We start from the raw sequence: 17557 nt of genomic DNA, 5'->3' as shown, positions 1-17557 counted from the left end.
AGCCCGGGGGGCGCGAGTGGATAGTTTTCCGCCGTGTCCGAAGTGCTTTCCCCTGCCACCACCGCGAAGCTGTACGTCTACGAACGCCAGGTCCGGTTCGCCGACATCGACAGCTACGGCCACGTCAACAACGTCCGGTTCTTCGACTACCTCGAAGACGCCCGGGTGGCCATGTTCATCCTCGATCCCATGCGGGAGGGCATCAGCCCGCTCCGCGGGATCGTGATCGCACGGCATGAGATCGACTACCGGCGGCCGCTGAACTTCCGGCCCGATCCGGTACGGGTGGAGATGTGGATCACCGAGATCAAGCCGGCCCGCTTCACCCTGTCCTACGAGATCCGGGACGACGCCACGCTCTACGCGGAGGCGCGCACCGTCGTGGTCGCCTATGACGCGGCCCAGGCCCGGCCGCGCAGGTTCGAGGAGGACGAGCTCGCCTACCTCCGCCGCTTCTACCACGGAGAGTGAGCCGACCGGCTCGCCGGGCCGGACGGCCGCCGGCTCGGGGCCGGTCCGGGCGATGGTCCGGCATGGGGCGTCCTTCTGGGACCCTCGTCGGCGCCGACCCGCGGGCTACCGGGATGCGGAGCCGGTCGCTCGCCGCGGTGCGCACCGCTCCACGTCACGATCGCTGAGCGATGCCGGGCCGGCCGGCGTGGGCCGCCGGTCCCCGGTCTCCCGAGGACCGGCCCGCCGGCGCTCCGGCCCGTGCCGCGGCGTGACCGGGCTCGGCCTCGACGCAGGCGGGACCCCGGCCGCGACCGCGGGATCGGCCACGCGGCCGTCCGCCTCCCCGGCCGTGCGGCGCGCGGGCACCGCCCCGGGGATGTGGGCGCGCCTAGGCGGGCCCACCCGGGCGGGCGGTGCCCGGGTGGGTCAGGCGTTCACCAGGCTGTGGGCGGCGTAGACGAGGTAGTCCCAGAACGTCTTCTCCTGCTCGGGGGGCAGGTTCAGCTCGCGCAGCGCGTCGCCCATGTGCTTGAGCCAGGCGTCGCGCTCCCGCTCGCCGATGACGAAGGGGGCGTGCCGCATCCGCAGCCGCGGGTGACCGCGCTGCTCGCTGTACGTCCGCGGCCCGCCCCAGTACTGCATGAGGAAGAGCCGCAGCCGCTCCTCGGCCCTGGCGAACTCCTCCTCGTCCTGGGGGTAGAGGGGGCGCAGGACCGGATCGCCGGCCACGCCCTCGTAGAACCTCCGGACGAGCCGGCGGAAGGTCTCCTCACCGCCGATCTGCTCGTAGAAGGACACGGTCTGCTCGGTGGTCACCGTTTCAGCGTAGGCCAGCCCGCCCGATGGCTCACCCGGCGAGCAGTACGGCCGGGCCGCCCGATGGCTCGACGGGGGGAGCGGTGTGGGCTGCCCGGTGGCTCATCCGGAGAGTGGTGGGGTCGGGCCGCCGGCTCACCTGGTGCGCACGGCGTCCCCGGCGGCCACGCAACGGGCGCTCGCCGCGCTCGCCGACCGCCGTGCCGGTGCATACCGGCCCTCACCCCGCCGGGCGTCCCTCGACGGTCGTCGCCGGCAGGCCTGCGCGTTGTCGCCGCCTATGGTTCGGCGATGCCGTACCGGTGCTCACCCGCCCGGTGGGGTGGCCTGCCCGCACTCCGACACGCCGGTAGGCCGGGGATCCCGGTTCCGATCGCGAGCGGTTCTGCGCCCTCGTCCGGGGCCCAGCCGCGGACGGATGACCTGCCTCATGCCGCCCATCGCCGGTGGGATCCGTCACCGCGGAACCGGTACGGCGACGCCGTACCGGTGCTCACCCGGCGAAGGCGAGCCCCTTCTCGTCGAACGCCCGCTTCACCCGCATCCGCACCTCGCGGGCGACCTCCAGCTTGTGCGTGGGCGCCGCCTTGACGCTGATCCGGAAGATCACCGACGAGCCGGAGATCTGCTCGAGGCCGTACACCTCGGGCTCCTCCACGATCAGCTTGTCGCGGTACTCCGGGTCCTTCCAGAGCTCGGCGACCACGCTCCTGAGCAGCTCGCGGACCTCCGCCACGTCGGTGTCCGGGGGAACGGGCACGTCCACCAGGGCCCGCGACCATCCCTGCGACTCGTTGCCGATCCGGGTGATCGTGCCGTTCCGCACGTACCACACCTTGCCGTCCGCGTCGCGCAGCCGGGTGATGCGGAGTGTGACCGCCTCCACCGTGCCGGTCGCCACCCCGGTGTCGATCACGTCGCCCACGCCGTACTGGTCCTCCAGGAGCATGAACATGCCGGAGATGAAGTCCTTGACGAGCTCCTGGGCGCCGAAGCCGACCGCGACGCCGATGATGCCGACGCTGGTGAGCAGCGGGGCGAGCTCCACGCCGAGCCGGGCGAGCGCCATCAGGGTGGCGGTGCCGAGGATCAGCACGGACGCGAGGCTCCGCAGGACGGAGCCGATGGTCTCCGCCCGGGCCCGGCGGCGTTCGGTCAGGATGGCCACGCTCGCCTCGCCGCCGAGCGGGGTGAGGTTGCGCAGGCGCTCCGGCAGCACGCCCTCTCCGGCCCGCAGGGTGAGCTTGGTGATCAGCCGGTGGACGAGGTTCCGGATCACGAGCGCGATGGCGAAGATCAGGACGAGCATGAGCAGCCCGTCGACGATCCCCGCCACGAGGGTGATCCAGCTCGGGAACTGCCGGCCCGGCAGCAGCGCGTTGAGGACCGTGCAGAACAGCCCTTCGTTGTTCTCACAGGCCGCCTGGAACGTTCTCGCCGCGGTCTCCGCGTCGGGGAGGATGTCGGTCGTGCTCGGGCTCGGGCTGGGTGTCGCCGCTAGAGCCAACGTAAGCGGGCACACGAGGCGGATCCCCCTCGGATCGGTTCGGTGGGCAACGAATGCAGCGTGATCAAGCTAAACCTAGCTCATGTCGCCAACCGGACCGTCCCTCCGTCGGCGCCGCCGGGATGGGAGCCCGCGGCCCGGGCGTCGCCCGGGCGGGTGCTCCAGGACGGAGGGCAGGGCGGGGCACGCACCCGGAAACGCCCCCGCCGTTCTCCGAGGGGGATCGCCCCGTCCGCCCGGCACCGGCCTTGCGGCGAGAGCCGGGCCGGGCGTCACCCGGACGCGCCGGTGGCGTGGCCGGGTGGGGTGCCGCGAGACCGGCCATGCCCTCAACGTTCCGCGCCGGAACGCTCCGCACCAAGGGCATGGCCGGCACCGGCGGACCGCGGTGGTGCCGGCGCACCGCGGGGTGACGGATCACCCCGCGCGCCGGTCATTCGCCGACCGCGGCGAGCACACGGGCGACCTTCGTAGCCGCTCCCGCCGGGTCGTCGGCTCGGTGCATCGGTTCGCCCCAGGACCACCAGTAGTCAGCGGCGCGGCAGACCACGTTCTCCGTGAGGCTGGTCGCGTTCGGGTTGATGACGCGCACGTACGGGCTGCCCGACGGGCGGCGCACCACCCGGGCGATCAGGCCTCGGGACTCGAGCTCGGCGGCCAGTCGCTCCAGCCGGCCAAGATCATCGTCCTCCACCGCCGCGCACCTCCTCCTTACCTGTGTGTTCAGGGGCCGCTCACTTCGGCGACGAGAGGTTGTCCAGGTCGTTTTCGGGGTGCAACCTCGTGCCGTGGCCAAACACTACGCAACGCGCTGGCCCGGTCAATGAGCCGTCGTCGGCGGTGGGTGCAGGATCGTGCAAGGTAGTTGAAAGAAAAACATCTGCCGGGGGACGATCCTTAGTCGGCGCAATCCCGCGTAGGTACTTGGCTAAGCCAATTTTGGTCCAGCATTATGTGTGAGCAGAGTGCGATGCTCGGGTCACTCTCGGTGAAGGGGGTTAACGACCCGTGGTGAGCCCTGGGCTGCGAAGCGCGGCCGGCCGTACCAGGGGGGCCGGGACGTCCGGGAAACAGCGTAAGGAGACGGAGATCGCGCGCCGGATCCGGGCGCGCGGCCTGGCGCTCGGCCGGAGCATGGCGCAGATCGCCGACGAGATCTACGAAACCTGCCAGCCGAAATTCGGCACGACGCGCATCAAGGCCCACCGGCTGGCCCACGGCATCGCGCTCGCGGACGTCATCGAACAGGTGCGTGCTCTTTTCGAGCGAGACGGAAAACCCCCGCCCGGTATAGGGGAGACGCTTCTGTCCGCCTACGAGTCGGGCATGAAGCGCCCCGGTCCCGAATACCTCCACTACCTGTGCCTGGTCTACCGGGTCGAACCGCTGTCCCTGGGAATCGAGGGGCCGTGCATCTGCGGGAAAGCCCACACGATCACCGGAGCGGCAGGTGGGGGGGATCAGCCAGAGCGAAGGCCTGACATATTCCCTGGGCCGCGTGACCTACCGGCCTCGCCGGAGGGCGGCGACGCCGGTGCGGACGGGGGCGAGGAGGACGAGAACGTGCTACGGAGGACGCTGCTTAAGCTCCTCGCCGGCACCACGGGAGCGGCGGCCCTGGACAGCCAGGTGCTCCGCGCGGTGGAGAACCTCCGGCGGCAGATGGACGACGCCATGGCCAAGGCCACCGTGTCCCCTGCGATGCTCGATCAATGGGAGCAGGCCACGGGCGGGTTCGGCAGGCAGTACATGAACACGCCGCCGCTCCGGCTGCTGTGCGACGTGCTGCTCGAGTTCTCCGCCGTACGGCGGGCCATCGAGCAGCGGCAGCCGCTCGACGTGCAGGAGCGGTTGTGCCGGATGGCCGCGCAGCTCGCCGGCCTGTGCGGGATGATCATGATCGACCTCGGCGACCATCGCCAGGCGCGCGCCTTCTTCCGCACCGCGCGCAGCGCGGCCGACGAGACGGGTGACCGCGCGCTGCGCGCCTGGGTGACCGCGCGCGAGGCGCTGGTTCCCCTGTACTACGGGGATCCGCGCGAGGCGCTCATGCTGGCCCGGAAGAGCCGGGACCTCGCCGGGCAGACGCCCTGCGCCGCCCGGGCGATGGCCCCCGTGGTCGAGGCGCGCGCGCTCGCCATGCTCTCCGCGAACTCCGGCTCGAACAAGGAGGCGGCCGAGCAGGCGAGGCGGGCCCTGGACCGGGCGCGGGCCGCGTTCGCGCAGATGAGCGCGAGCGAGCGGGAGAATCCCGCCTTCGGCTACACCGAGCGGCAGCTCTACTTCTACCAGGGTGACGTGTTAGTCCGGCTGGGCCAGACCGTGGAGGCGGAGGTCATCCTGGAGCAGGCGCTGCACAAGTACCAGAAGGAGGACCTGCTCGATCAGACGCTGATCCGCTTCGACAAGGCCCTGTGCCGGCTGCTGGAGGGCGACGTGGAAGGTGCCCTGGACCTGGGCATCGACGCGATCGAGCAGATCGAGAAGGAGTTCCGGACCGAGCTGCTGCTCCGCCCGGCCTATGACCTGATCAAGAAGATCCAGACGAAGTACGGCGAACTCCCCAAGCTCAAGAGCTTCCGCGAGCTGCTCGCCGAGCGGGCGATCGACACCACGGAGACGGGGCTCGCCGTGAGGCCGACGTGATCCGGCGGAGGGAAGGCGTTCAGGGATGACGAAACCGCTGCGGATCCGCCGGTACCGCTGGTCCGACCTCGACGCGGTGTGGACGCTGCATCAGATCGCCCTCGCCCAGGTCGGCCTGGTGCCGGGGGACGGCGTCTACTACGACGACGACTTTCCGCGCATCACCGAGGTGTACCTCGCCAACCGGGGGGAGTTCCTGGTCGGGGAGGTGGAGGGCGCCGGGATCGTCGCGATGGGCGGCCTGCGCCGGATCGACGACCGGACGGCCGAGATGTGCCGGCTTCGCGTGCACCCCGACCACCAGCGCCGCGGGTACGGCACGCAGATCATGCTCGCCCTGGAGCAGCGGGCCCGCGAGCTCGGCTACGCGGTGCTCCGCGGGGATACGACGCTTCGGCAAACCGCTGCGCTGGAGCTGTACCGGAAGGCCGGGTGGCGGGAATTACGGCGGGAGAAACGCGGCGAAAATGTCGTCCTTTATGGCGAGAAGTACTTGATATCGGAGTTGTCACCATTTTGTGTGTCTGATTGACACGCGTGGACTTGCTATTTCTTGAACGGTTTGAATACTTGTGCCTTGGCTTGTCGCGAGAAGTGGAGAAGCGAGGCACAGTGAAGAAGATCAGGATTCGCAAGCCCGGCATGGTGCGGCTGACCGGTTCGTCCAGCGCCATCCACAAGGGTTGATCGGCGGGGATCGCCACCTCTGGGTCTGGGGCGAGCGGTCCCGCGATCGCACGGAGCGGCTCCGCTCTCTCGACCTTCCGCCGCTGGTGGTGCCCGTGCTCAACGGCCATCGCCGACTCCGCGGTCCGTACACGATCGGCGGCGCGCTGCTGCGCGCGCTCGTGCCGGTCGCGTTGGAGCGCTCCCCCGACCTGGTGGCGGCACACGACATCGAGATCCGGGCGGTCGCCCCGGATCTGCGCGCCGTGGTCCCGGCGCGCCACGAGAGCGTCGCCGCCCGGCTTCCGGAGAACGAGCGGATCCTCGTTCCCGCGCCGCGGCGCACCCTCTGGCTCGCGAACGGGATCGCGGAGTTCGTCCGCGCGTGCCTCACCGAGCCGGCCGCGCTCGCCGTGGACAACGTCCACGAGGCGGACCCGACCGACCGGGAGCTGCTCGGCGTGCTGGCGCGGCGGGTGGGCAACCTCACCCTGGCGATCGGCTCCCCGGAGCCTCCGCCCGACGGCCTGCAGGTGGTCCGGGCGGCCGCCTCGGACGGCCCGCCGGAGGACTACATCGCCTCCGACGGCACCTCGGACGACCCCGAGGCGTACCGGGCCTATCTCGCCCTCCCCGAGGAGGAGCGGGCCCGGCGGCACGCCCGGCGCGCGGCCGAGCTGCGGGGCGAGCCGGGCGGCGCGTGGCCGGGCGAGTACGCGCTCGGCGCGGTGCCCTACCACCTCGAGCACAGCGGCGACCGGGAGGCTGCGCTCCAGGCCCTGTGGGAGGCGCTCGACCATTGCGTGTCCGAGGGCTTCCTCCACGCCGTCACCGAGCTCGGCCTGCGCGGGCTGCGGCTCGCCGAGCCCGGCTCCGAGCTGTGGTGGAAGTTCACCCAGCGCACGGCGTTCGCCTTCAGCGGGCTGGGGGAGACCGAGCGCGCCTACGAGCTGTTCGAGCAGGCCCGCCGGGTCAGCGTCGACCCGGTCGTGCACGCCGCGTCCGCGTACGGCATCGCCATGCTCGACGCCCGGTACCGGGACGCAGCGCACCGGGACCTGAAGCGCGCCAGAGGATGGATCAACGAGGCGATCGCGATCTCGACCCTGCTGCCCGACCCGCGCGAGCGGGCGTTCAAGCTCGGGTTCGACCAGAACGGCCGGGCGCTGATCGAGCTGCGGGAAGGCCGGATCGACGCGGCCCTGGACCTGGTTCAGTCGGCGATCGACCTCGCCGAGCGGGACCTGCCGCCTGAGGCGCACCCGGTGCACAAGATGGTGCTCTACGCCAACCGGGCGCAGCTCCTCGCCCGGATGGGCCGGAAGGAGGAGGCGCTCCGGGACTTCGACCGGGCGATCGCCTTCGACCCGGCCTACCCGGACAACTACGTCGACCGGGGCAACCTCCTGTTCGAGCTGGGCCGGACCGAGGAGGCCCTCGCCGATTACGAGACCGCGATGCGGGTGAGCCCGCCCACGCCGGAGCTCTACTACAACCGCGCCGAGCTCCGGCTGGCCCAGGGCGACCTGGACGGGGCCAAGGCCGACCTCGACTATGTGCTCGAGCTGGACCCCGGCTTCCTCGACGCCTACGTCAACCGGGCGAGCATCCTGGAGTCCCAAGGCGAGGCCGAGGCGGCCCGGCGCGACGTGGCGGCCGGCCTGGTCATCGACCCCGGCAACGCCCACCTGCACGCCCTGCTCGGGGCGCTCGAGGCGGCGGCCGGCCGGACCGAGGAGGCGCGCAAGGCCTTCGACTTCGCGGTGTCGGCCGCGCCCGGCCTCGCCTCCGCCTGGGCGGGCCGGGCGATGCTCCGGTACGAGACCGGTGACGCCGAGGGGGCGGTGGAGGACCTCACCCGGGCGATCGAGCTCGGGGAGGACGCGGCCCTGCTCTACAACCGCGCCACCGCACTCCTCGCGCTCGGCCGGACCGAGGAGGCCGTACGGGACTTGCAGCGGGCGCACGCCCTCGACCCGGACGACCCCGACATCGACCTCGCCCTGCGCCGGCACGCCCCGCGGCGGACCGCCTGACCGGTGCCCGGGCCGCCCGGTGCCAGGGGCGCGGGCCGTCAAGACTGGCTGGTGCCAGGGGTGTGCCGGCGGCCGCGCGGCGCTCGACGAGGCGACCCGAGCCGGCCGGTGCGGTGCGATGCGCCCCGGCGGACCGGCGGCGGCATCGCACGGCCGGCGGCGATGCCCTGGAGTGTGGTCCGGCCGGTGGGCCTGGACGGATGCGGCCGTCCCCCGCCGGAGCGCCCCGCGGCCCTCATCGGGACCGCGCGGTCATGCCGCGGTGCCGTACCGGGCCGGAAGCGCCGCACACGGGACCGCGTGCGTGCGCCCGCGGGCCGGCCGCGGACCTGGGCCGGGCCGGAAAGCGTTCCATCTCTCGCGGCGAATGCCCCTACCCTGGGACGGAAAAAGAGCATCCCCCGGCGAGGAAGAACATGAGCGCTGAGTACGTGCTGACCCTGTCCTGCCCAGACAGGCCCGGCGTGGTCGCCGCGGTGTCCGGTCTCCTGGCCGAGCGCGACTGCAACATCACCGAGAGCCAGCAGTTCGGCGACCCAGACGCGCAGCGGTTCTTCATGCGGGTCCAGTTCGCGACCGACCTCGGCATCGACGAGCTCCGGAGCGCCTTCGCCGCGCTCGCCCCCGAGTTCGGCATGGAGTTCGAGCTCTTCGACCGGTCGGTGAAGACCCGGGTGCTCGTGCTCGTCAGCAAGCTCGGCCACTGCCTCAACGACCTGCTCTACCGGGTGCGCTCCGGCCTGCTGCCGATCGAGATCGTGGCCGTGGTCTCCAACCACCCCGACCTGCGCCCGCTCACCCAGTCGTACGGCATCGACTACCACCACCTGCCGGTCACCCCGGAGACCAAGCCCAAGCAGGAGGCGGAGATCCTCGCCCTGGTCGAGCACTACCGGGCCGACCTGGTGGTGCTCGCCCGCTACATGCAGATCCTCTCCGAGGACATGTGCAACAAGCTCGCCGGGCGCATGATCAACATCCACCACTCGTTCCTGCCGTCGTTCAAGGGCGCCAGGCCGTACCACCAGGCGTACGCCCGCGGGGTGAAGCTCATCGGCGCCACCGCGCACTACGTCACGGCCGACCTCGACGAGGGCCCGATCATCGAGCAGGAGGTGGCCCGGGTGAACCACACCCACACCCCGGAGGACCTCGCCGCGATCGGCCGTGACCTCGAGTGTCAGGCGCTCGCCCGCGCGGTGCGGTGGCACGCCGAGCACCGGGTGCTGCTCGACGGCAACAAGACCATCATCTTCTACCGCTGATCCGCAGGCCCGTGTGGCGGGCGAGGAAGGCGAGCTGGTCGGCGGCGAGATCCACCGATCGGCTCACCGCGCGCGGCCCGTGGCCGACGTCCGCCTCGTTGCGCAGCAGGATCGGCCGGTCTCCCGCCTGGGCGTGCTGCAGGGCGGCGGTCATCTTCCACGCGTGCAGCGGGTGCACCCGGGTGTCCGAGGCGAAGACCGTGAACAGGGTGGCCGGGTAGCGCACCCCCTCCCGGACGTGGTGGTACGGCGAGTACGACCACAGCCAGCGGAACTGCTCGGGGTCGTCGGCCGTGCCGTACTCCACGTTCCAGGTCGCGCCGAGCCCGAACCGCTCGTAGCGGACCATGTCGAGCAGCGGGGCGGAGCAGACCGCCGCCGCGTACAGCTCCGGCCGCTGGGTGATCGCGGCGCCGACCAGCAGGCCGCCGTTGGAGCCCCCGCAGATGCCGAGCCGCTCCGGGGTGGTCACGCCGGTGGCGATCAGGTGCTCGGCCGCGGCGTGGAAGTCGTCGAAGACGTTCTGCTTGTTGCCGAGCATCCCGGCGCGGTGCCACTCCTCTCCCTCCTCGCCGCCGCCGCGGAGCTGGGCGATCGCGTACACGCCGCCGGCCTCCACCCAGGCGAGGATCGAGGCGGAGTACGCGGGGCTCAGCGAGATGCCGAACCCGCCGTAGCCGTAGAGGATGGTGGGCCGCGGGCCGGAACCCGGGCGGGAGATCACCAGCATGCGGACCTCGGTGCCGTCCTTCGACCGGTACACCACCTGCTCGGTCGTGATCTCGGGCACCGTCACGGCCCCCGGCGCGGCCTCCCAGAGCGTGGTCTCCCGGGTCCGCGCGTCGAACCGGTACACGGTGGTCGGCGTGACGTTGTCGGTGTAGGTGAACCAGGCCTCGTGACCGCCCTCGGGCCGTTCGGTGATCGCCCCGATCGAGCCGAGGCCGGGGAGCGGGACCTCGCCGATCCGTTCACCGGTCTCCAGCGCGTGGATGGTGATCTCCGAGATGGCGTGCCGGGTGCGGCCGACCAGCATGACCGGCTCCGGCAGGTCGTCGAGGATCGCGAAGTCGCTGAGCACGGAGACCGGGTCCTCGGGCACGAGGTCGCGCCAGTGCTCGCTCGTCGGGTGCTCCGGAGAGGTCACGCAGATGCGGCCCCGCGGCGCGCCGAGGTCGGTGAAGACGTAGAGCCGCCCGTCACGCCCGAAGTGCAGGCCCGTGCGGGCGTCGACCCCCTCCTGCACGGTCACCAGCCGCGGGGCCTCCGGAGAGGACGCGGACAGGTCGGCGATCCACAGGTCGTTCCGCGGCGCCGTACCGCGCGAGGCGGAGATCGTCAGCCACCGGCCGTCCCGGGAGACCGACACCCCGTAGTAGTTGGTCTTCTCCATCCCCTCGCCGAAGATCAGCACGTCCTCGTCCGGGGACGTGCCGACCCGGTGCAGGTAGACCCGGCGGTGGTACTGCTCCTCGCCGGCCGGCACCTGGTCGGGCGGGAGCCGGCGCACGTAGTAGAACGCCTCGCCGCCGGGCAGCCAGGCGACCGGGGAGTACCGGCACCGGTCGATCGGCCCCTCGATCACCTGCCCGGTGGCGACGTCGAGCACGTAGAGCCGCGACTCCTCGTCGCCGCCCGTCGAGATCTGGTACGCGAGCCGGTTCCCCTCCTTGTCCGGCTGGTAGGTGTCGAGCGTGGTGAGCCCGGAGGGGTCGAGGGCCATCGGATCGATCAGCACCCGCTCGCCCGCGCCGTCGGCGACATAGAGGATGGCGTGCTCCTGATCGGGGAGGCGGCGGGTGAAGAACCGGCGCTCGCCCCGCCACACGGGCGACCGGACCGCCCCGGAGCGCATCAGCTCGGCGACGCGGTCGCGGAAGTACTCCCGTCCCTCCAGCTCGGCGGAGCGGAACAGCCGTTCCTGGGCGTCGAGCCACTCCTTCACGGCCGGATCGTCGGGGTCCTCCAGCCACCGGTACGGGTCGGGAACGGCGATTCCGTGCAGCTCATCGACCACGTCGTCGCGGCGGGCGGGCGGATAGGGCAGTCGCGTCATGCTGGCACTCTAGAACACGGGGACGCGGTGCGGCGCGCCCGCGCAAGCCGCGGACGTGCGGCGATCCGGGCCAGCCGGGAGTAAAAAGACGACTCGTGGGGCATAAGATGCACGGCGCCCTGCTCGCCGGCTCCACAGTCGTAAATGGGGTGGCGCAAGGGCCGCCGTCAAGGCCACACTTGGGGAAGGGCGGCGCCGTGGTGACGATCCGCTGGGCCGTCTGGCGGAGGTCCCTGTGACGGAAGCATCTGGGTCCCAGCAAGGACCGCAACGGTGGCGCACAGCCGACGGCTGGGGGGAGGTCGGCTGATGCGCCAGGTACTCCTGCTCAACGCCACCTACGAGCCTCTCACCACGCTCTCCCTGCACCGCGCGGTGGTGCTCGTCCTCAGGGAGAAGGCGGAGGTCGTGCACCATGACGGGCGGGGTGCCATGCTCCGCTCGGCCACGATGACGCTCCTCGTTCCCTCAGTGATCCGCCTTCGCCGCTATGTCCGCATCCCGTACCGCTCGCGCATCCCGCTCACCCGGGCCGCGCTGATGCGGCGGGACAACTACCGCTGTGCCTACTGCGGGCAGCGGGCGGAGACCATTGATCATATCGTGCCGAGATCACGAGGGGGTCAGCACACCTGGGAGAACTGCGTGGCCTCGTGCGCGGCCTGCAACCACAAGAAGGCCGACAAGCTGCTGGAGGAGCTGGGGTGGACGCTCCGCGTCACCCCCGCGGTGCCGCGCGGGGCGCACTGGCGGCTCATCGGCGCGCAGTTCGACGGCGACCCGCAGTGGGCGCCCTACCTCAACGAGTGGGCGGCCTGACACCGGCCGCCGGGCACCGATGAGGTGGGTCTTCACCCCACGGGTCGAGGAGTACGCGGCCGCGGCCGAGCCGTGGCTGCTCGCCGACCCGGTGCGCAACACGGTGCCGCTGACCGTGCTGCACCGGTGCCGGGCCGGCATGTTCGCCGAGAACCCGCTCCTGGGCTGGCTCGAGGATGAGAACGGCACGGTCATCGGGGCGGTGAGCCATTGCCCGCCGTACCCGCTGCTGCTGGCCAGCGGCATGCCGCAGGCCGCGCTCCCGCTGCTCGCCAGCGACCTCATCGAGCTGGACCGGGCCGTCGACGGGGTGACCGGCCCGGTGGAGGCGGTGGAGACCTTCGCCCGCTCGTGGTGGCGCCCGGAGCGGTGCCGCCGCGCCGAGCGCCTCTACCGGCTGGAACGGCTCGCGCCCTGCGACGTCCCGGGCTCGGCCCGCACGATCACCACCGCGGAGCTCGACGAGGCGATCCGGTGGTTCCGGCGGTTCCATGAGGAGGCGGACCCGGGGTCGACCGCGGACTACGCCCCGGTCGTGGCCGCACGGATCAACCGCGAGGAGCTGATCTGGTGGGAGGACGGCGGCCGGCGGGTCGCCATGGCCGGGGTCACCGCGCCCATCGCCGGCATGTCCCGGGTCGGCCCCGTCTACACCCCGCCGGAGCTGCGGGGCCGCGGGTACGGCACGGCGGTGACCCGCGCGGCGAGCCTGCGCGCGCGGGAGTCCGGGGCGGCCGAGGTGCTGCTGATCAGCGACCTGGCGAACCAGACCTCGAACTCGATCTACCTGCGGCTCGGGTACCGGCCGGTCGGGGACTACGCCACGATCCACTTCGGTTAGCCCGCCGGTCCGGCAGGCTCCGCAGCGGCAGACTGTGGCGGCCTGAGCGGGCACGCCGGGCCGGTTCCGGCACGCGCACGCAACGGCCGGGCGGACGTTCCGGCCGGTGTGGATCCCGTGGCGTCGGCCGTGACCGGTCGCCCTACCCTAGAGACATGCCTCGCTACGACTACCGCTGCCGCACGTGCGATTCGACGTTCGAGCTCAGCCGGCCGATGGCCGAGGCCAACGACCCGGCGACCTGCCCCTGCGGCCACGATGACACCGTGAAGCTGCTCTCCTCCGTCGCGGTGACCGGCAGGGCCTCCGGCCCGTCCGGCGGCGGGGGAGGCGGGTGCTGCGGCGGCGGGTGCTGCGCCCGCGGCTGATCCACGCTTTCGTTCCCTGCCGTCCGGCGTGACGCCGGCGCGGCGGACCCGCCCCGCATCCTTCGCCGCGCGTTCCCCCACGCGCCGCATACGCGTTCATCTCGAGGCTTGCCGTATCCGGTCGAGGTTTGCCGTATCCGGCACCGGAGAGCCGCCGGCCTCACCCCGGCGGGCCGGTAGGCCCGGTCGCCCCGGAGCCCTCCCGCCATCACCGGGCGGTGGATCTCCCTGGCGGATCTCCGCCGGTCCCCGTGGCGGCCTCCGAGGCAACCGGGCCATGACCTGTGCGCCCGGCCGGTTCGCTGGGCGGCGGCCGGCGGCGAGCGGCGGACGCCTCAGGCCGCGGTGGCGTGGACCGCTCTCCGGCCCTGGAACGGCAGGTAGTGCTCGGGCAGGCGTGGCCGTGCCGGGAGGTCGGTCGGCTCGATGGCGACGATCCGGTCGAACCGGAACGCCCTGATCCCGCGCCGCAGCCGGCACCAGCCGACCAGGTACCAGAAGTCCCGGTGGACCAGGCAGGTCACCGGCTCGATGTCGCGGGCGGTGTGCCGGCCGGACGCGTCCCGGTAGTGGAGGCGGACCACCCGGCGGGAGGTGATCGCGTTCGCCGCGACCCTGGCGCGGCGGGCCACGTCGGCGGGCAGCGGTGCGGTGAGGGTGGCGAGCGTGGTGGCGACGACGCCGTCTCCGGCGTCCAGCCGGTCGAGAACCTGGCGCAGCCCGCGACGGGCGGTCACGGACTGGGGCCCGGTCCCGAGGTGGGCGAGCGACAGCGCGATGGCGGCGATCTCGGCGGCCGTCAACGGGTGCTGTGCGGTGGTGGCCATGATCCGACGATAACGACGGCCACTGACATTTTTTCGAACGCGTCTTCGAGCTGCGCCGCAACTCCGCGCGGTGGCCGTGAGCCGGGCGCGCCGACGCGCGGCCCCGGACGGCGGTCCGTCGTTCCCGCGCTACCGAGTCTCGCTCGCGCCGGGGCCCGGCCGCACGGCGGGGAAGCGGCCAGCGACGCCGGGCGCGGCTGGACCCGGGCGGTTCACGCGCGCTGCGGCCCGAAGCCGCCATCGGCTGCCCGGGCGCGGCCCTGCGGCCTCGTGGGCGGTGGGCAGGCCGCGCCCGGCACACCGGCTGTCACGTACGGGCTGCGCGTGACCCCTTGCGGGTCCGGTGGATCACCGGGAGAGCTGCGAGAGGTCCCGCGAGGCGCCGGTGGACGCCGAGGTGGTGAGCGCCGCGTACGCCTGCAGCGCCGCGGAGACCGGGCGATTCCGGTTGCGCGGGCGGTACCCGCCGAGCTCGGCGAGGAGCCGCTCACGGCGGGCGGCGAGCTCCTCATCGGAGACCTTCAGCTCGATCGACCGGTTCGGGATGTCGATCTCGATGATGTCGCCGTTCTCGACCAGGGCGATGGTGCCGCCCGCGGCCGCCTCCGGGGAGGCGTGCCCGATGGACAGCCCGGACGTGCCGCCGGAGAACCGCCCGTCGGTGATGAGCGCGCAGACCTTGCCGAGGCCCTTCCCCTTGAGGAAGCTCGTCGGGTAGAGCATCTCCTGCATGCCCGGCCCGCCCTTGGGGCCCTCGTACCGGACGATCACCACGTCGCCCGGCTTCACCTTGTCGCCGAGGATGCCCTCGACCGCCTCCTCCTGGGATTCGAACACCACGGCCGGGCCGGAGAACCTCCAGATGGACTCGTCCACCCCGGCCGTCTTCACCACGCAGCCCTCGGGGGCGAGGTTGCCGTAGAGCACGGCGAGGCCGCCGTCCCGCGTGTAGGCGTGCTCGATGTCCCGGATGCACCCCTGCTCGCGGTCGAGGTCGAGCGTCTCCCACCGGGCGTCCTGCGAGAACGCCTTGACGGTCCGCCGGTTCCCGGGGGCCGCGTGCCAGAGCTCGATCGCCTCCTCGGTCACCTCCGGGGACCGGGGGTCCCACTTGGCGAGGTACTCGGCGAGCGAGGAGGAGTGGATGGTGTGGACGTTCCGGTGGATCAGGCCGGCCCGGTCGAGCTCGCCGAGGATGCCGGGGACCCCGCCGGCCCGGTGCACGTCCTCGACGTGGTACTTCGAGGTGGCCGGGGCGACCTTGCACAGGCAGGGCACCCGCAGCGACAGCTCGTTGATGTCCTTGAGCCCGAAGTCGACGCGCGCCTCCCGCGCCGCGGCGAGCAGGTGGAGGATCGTGTTGGTCGAGCCGCCCATGGCGATGTCGAGCGCCATGGCGTTCTCGAACGCGTCGCGGGTGGCGATGCTGAGCGGGAGCACCGACTCGTCGTCCTCGTCGTAGTACCGCTTGGCGAGCTCGACGACGAGCCGCCCGGCCTGCTCGAACAGCCGCTTGCGCGCGGCGTGCGTGGCGAGGAGCGTGCCGTTGCCGGGCAGGGCCAGACCGATCGCCTCGGTGAGGCAGTTCATCGAGTTCGCGGTGAACATGCCGCTGCACGACCCGCAGGTCGGGCACGCGGCCTCCTCCATCCGGAGCAGCTCCTCGTCCGAGACGCTGTCGTCCGCCGAGGCGATCATAGGGTCGATCAGGTCGAGCTTCCGGCCCGGGGTCTTCCCCGCCTCCATGGGCCCGCCGGAGACGAAGACGGTCGGGATGTTCAGCCGGAACGCGGCGAGCAGCATCCCCGGCGTGATCTTGTCGCAGTTGGATATGCAGACCAGGGCGTCGGCCCGGTGGGCGTTGACCATGTACTCGACCGCGTCGGCGATCAGCTCCCGGGAGGGGAGCGAGTAGAGCATGCCGTCGTGGCCCATGGCGATGCCGTCGTCGACCGCGATCGTGTTGAACTCCCGCGGCACGCCGCCGGCCGCGCGGATCGCGTCCGCCACCACGTCCGCGACCTCGCGCAGGTGGACGTGGCCGGGGACGAACTGGGTGTAGCTGTTGGCGACCGCGATGATCGGCTTACCGAAGTCTTCGCCCGCCACGCCCGCGGCGCGGAGCAGCGCCCGGGCGCCGACCATGTTCCTGCCGTGGGTGACCGTACGAGATCTCAGAGCGGGCATGAGCGAAACTCCATCCGAAGACCTGTGAGTCTTCAAATGGTACGGCCACCCGGTCGGCTATCGAGACATGTTGCCCACGGTTCGAGACGACGGCGCCGGGTCCACCGGGTAGCGGGGCGGCAGCACCCGTTCGGCGGCGCGGTAGATGGCGTCGATCTCGTCCGGGGTGAGGGACCTCTCCCGCTTGGTGATCCACTTGCGGACGAAGCCGCCCGAGAAGACGTCCACGTCCCGGATGGTGAGCGTCCGCCACGGGACCGGCGGCCCGTAGATCGCCAGGGAGGGGATGACCGTGATCTCCCGGCCGAGCTCCCGGCTGATCAGCTCGCTCGCCTGCTGGGCCTCCCAGCGGGCCTCGTTGAGCCGGTCCTTCTTGTTGAACGGGCCGTGGAACAGCTTGCGGTGGCCCTGGGCCCGGACGGGGAGGCGCCGGTCCCACTTCTCGGAGTCCACCGCGTACACCCCGGTGGGGCCGATGACGAGGTGGTCGATCTGGGCGTCGCTGTTGGGGATGGCCCGGGCGTGGAGGGTGCGGTAGCCCTTCCGCTCCAGCCGCCGGAGCTGGTGCTCGGTGCGCCGCTCGGCCGAGGACGCGCGCCGCCAGGCGGGGATCGACGAGTCCATCCGCGCCTGCTGGATCGCGTCCGCGATCGCCGCGATGATCGCCGCGGTGACGCCGACCCGCCAGCTCTGCAGCAGGAGCCACACGACGATCCCGACCGCGAGCGCGAGGATCACGCGGCGGCGCAGGTGACGGTACCTCGGGTCGCTCAGCAGGCTCTGCGCGGACACCCGCCCGATCGGCACGTGCGCGAGCGGGCCCTTCGGCTCCGGCCGGCGAGACGGGCCGGGCGACTGATCGCCGCCGCCCCAGATCGGCGGCGTGTCGTTGCCGTTGTCGGACGACGCACCGGTTCCCACGTCACTCACCGTAATGAGCCCTCCGGGGGTTGCCTAGTGTTATCCAGTTCATACTTTTGTCGCCCCGCATCCGCCGGTGCCCGGCCGTACGCCAGGGGTATTCTCGCCCGGATGCTCCCGCGCGAGCGGTGTCTGGATATTCCCGCGGG

Annotated in this window: 15 protein-coding genes; 8 read left to right on the top strand and 7 right to left on the bottom strand. The window is 72.0% G+C overall.

The features are described from left to right. Nucleotides 1-33 precede the first annotated feature (33 nt). On the top strand, nt 34-471 hold the full coding sequence (locus tag TBIS_RS12640) for an acyl-CoA thioesterase (protein WP_013132786.1): 438 nt from the start codon (nt 34-36) through the stop codon (nt 469-471). 408 nt (nt 472-879) lie between these two features. On the opposite strand, the gene TBIS_RS12635 is transcribed toward TBIS_RS12640, so the two are convergent. From TBIS_RS12635 to TBIS_RS12625, 3 genes are all read right to left on the bottom strand, one after another. Further along, complete coding sequence (locus TBIS_RS12635; protein ID WP_013132785.1) at nt 880-1269, bottom strand: globin; 390 nt, start codon at nt 1267-1269, stop codon at nt 880-882. A 493-nt stretch (nt 1270-1762) separates the two neighbouring features. Further along, nucleotides 1763-2776, bottom strand: a complete 1014-nt coding sequence (locus TBIS_RS12630; protein ID WP_148231523.1) for a mechanosensitive ion channel family protein — start codon at nt 2774-2776, stop codon at nt 1763-1765. Nucleotides 2777-3209: 433 nt separating this feature from the next. Further along, complete coding sequence (locus TBIS_RS12625; protein ID WP_013132783.1) at nt 3210-3470, bottom strand: hypothetical protein; 261 nt, start codon at nt 3468-3470, stop codon at nt 3210-3212. A gap of 440 nt (nt 3471-3910) precedes the next feature. On the opposite strand from TBIS_RS12625, the gene TBIS_RS12620 reads away from it, so the two are divergent. From TBIS_RS12620 to purU, 4 genes are all read left to right on the top strand, one after another. Then, on the top strand, nt 3911-5422 hold the full coding sequence (locus TBIS_RS12620) for an NsdA family TPR-like regulatory protein (protein ID WP_482255527.1): 1512 nt from the start codon (nt 3911-3913) through the stop codon (nt 5420-5422). A gap of 25 nt (nt 5423-5447) precedes the next feature. After that, nucleotides 5448-5954, top strand: a complete 507-nt coding sequence (locus tag TBIS_RS12615; RefSeq protein ID WP_013132781.1) for a GNAT family N-acetyltransferase — start codon at nt 5448-5450, stop codon at nt 5952-5954. A 151-nt stretch (nt 5955-6105) separates the two neighbouring features. Then, nucleotides 6106-8124 carry a tetratricopeptide repeat protein gene (locus tag TBIS_RS12610; RefSeq protein ID WP_013132780.1) on the top strand — a complete coding sequence of 673 codons (2019 nt, stop codon included), beginning with the start codon at nt 6106-6108 and terminating at the stop codon, nt 8122-8124. A 416-nt stretch (nt 8125-8540) separates the two neighbouring features. Beyond that, nucleotides 8541-9389, top strand: coding sequence for a formyltetrahydrofolate deformylase (gene purU, locus TBIS_RS12605; RefSeq protein ID WP_013132779.1), 849 nt, complete (start codon nt 8541-8543; stop codon nt 9387-9389). On the opposite strand, the gene TBIS_RS12600 is transcribed toward purU, so the two are convergent. Continuing rightward, nucleotides 9373-11445, bottom strand: a complete 2073-nt coding sequence (locus TBIS_RS12600; RefSeq protein WP_013132778.1) for a prolyl oligopeptidase family serine peptidase — start codon at nt 11443-11445, stop codon at nt 9373-9375. The two genes, purU and TBIS_RS12600, sit on opposite strands and share 17 nt — an antisense overlap. A gap of 309 nt (nt 11446-11754) precedes the next feature. Here TBIS_RS12600 and TBIS_RS12595 point away from each other — a divergent pair, with 309 nt between their 5' ends. From TBIS_RS12595 to TBIS_RS18720, 3 genes are all read left to right on the top strand, one after another. Beyond that, complete coding sequence (locus TBIS_RS12595) at nt 11755-12264, top strand: HNH endonuclease (protein ID WP_013132777.1); 510 nt, start codon at nt 11755-11757, stop codon at nt 12262-12264. Between the two features lie 19 nt (nt 12265-12283). After that, nucleotides 12284-13105 carry a GNAT family N-acetyltransferase gene (locus tag TBIS_RS12590; protein WP_013132776.1) on the top strand — a complete coding sequence of 274 codons (822 nt, stop codon included), beginning with the start codon at nt 12284-12286 and terminating at the stop codon, nt 13103-13105. A 155-nt stretch (nt 13106-13260) separates the two neighbouring features. After that, nucleotides 13261-13473 carry an FmdB family zinc ribbon protein gene (locus tag TBIS_RS18720; RefSeq protein WP_013132775.1) on the top strand — a complete coding sequence of 71 codons (213 nt, stop codon included), beginning with the start codon at nt 13261-13263 and terminating at the stop codon, nt 13471-13473. Between the two features lie 335 nt (nt 13474-13808). Here the strand turns inward: TBIS_RS18720 and TBIS_RS12580 are convergent, their stop codons facing one another. The 3 genes from TBIS_RS12580 to TBIS_RS12570 all read right to left on the bottom strand — a co-directional run bounded on the left by TBIS_RS12580 (nt 13809) and on the right by TBIS_RS12570 (nt 17408). Beyond that, a complete protein-coding gene (locus tag TBIS_RS12580; protein WP_013132774.1) occupies nt 13809-14300 on the bottom strand; it encodes a helix-turn-helix transcriptional regulator in 492 nt (163 codons plus the stop codon). A gap of 348 nt (nt 14301-14648) precedes the next feature. Continuing rightward, on the bottom strand, nt 14649-16487 hold the full coding sequence (gene ilvD / locus TBIS_RS12575; protein ID WP_013132773.1) for a dihydroxy-acid dehydratase: 1839 nt from the start codon (nt 16485-16487) through the stop codon (nt 14649-14651). Between the two features lie 57 nt (nt 16488-16544). Next, nucleotides 16545-17408, bottom strand: a complete 864-nt coding sequence (locus tag TBIS_RS12570; RefSeq protein WP_241019701.1) for a nuclease-related domain-containing protein — start codon at nt 17406-17408, stop codon at nt 16545-16547. Nucleotides 17409-17557 lie beyond the last annotated feature (149 nt).

Origin of the sequence: Thermobispora bispora DSM 43833, from assembly GCF_000092645.1 — a bacterium.
Classification (GTDB): domain Bacteria; phylum Actinomycetota; class Actinomycetes; order Streptosporangiales; family Streptosporangiaceae; genus Thermobispora; species Thermobispora bispora.
The sequence above is the reverse complement of the archived record's forward strand: the minus strand, read 5'-3'. Positions and strand labels throughout refer to the sequence as shown.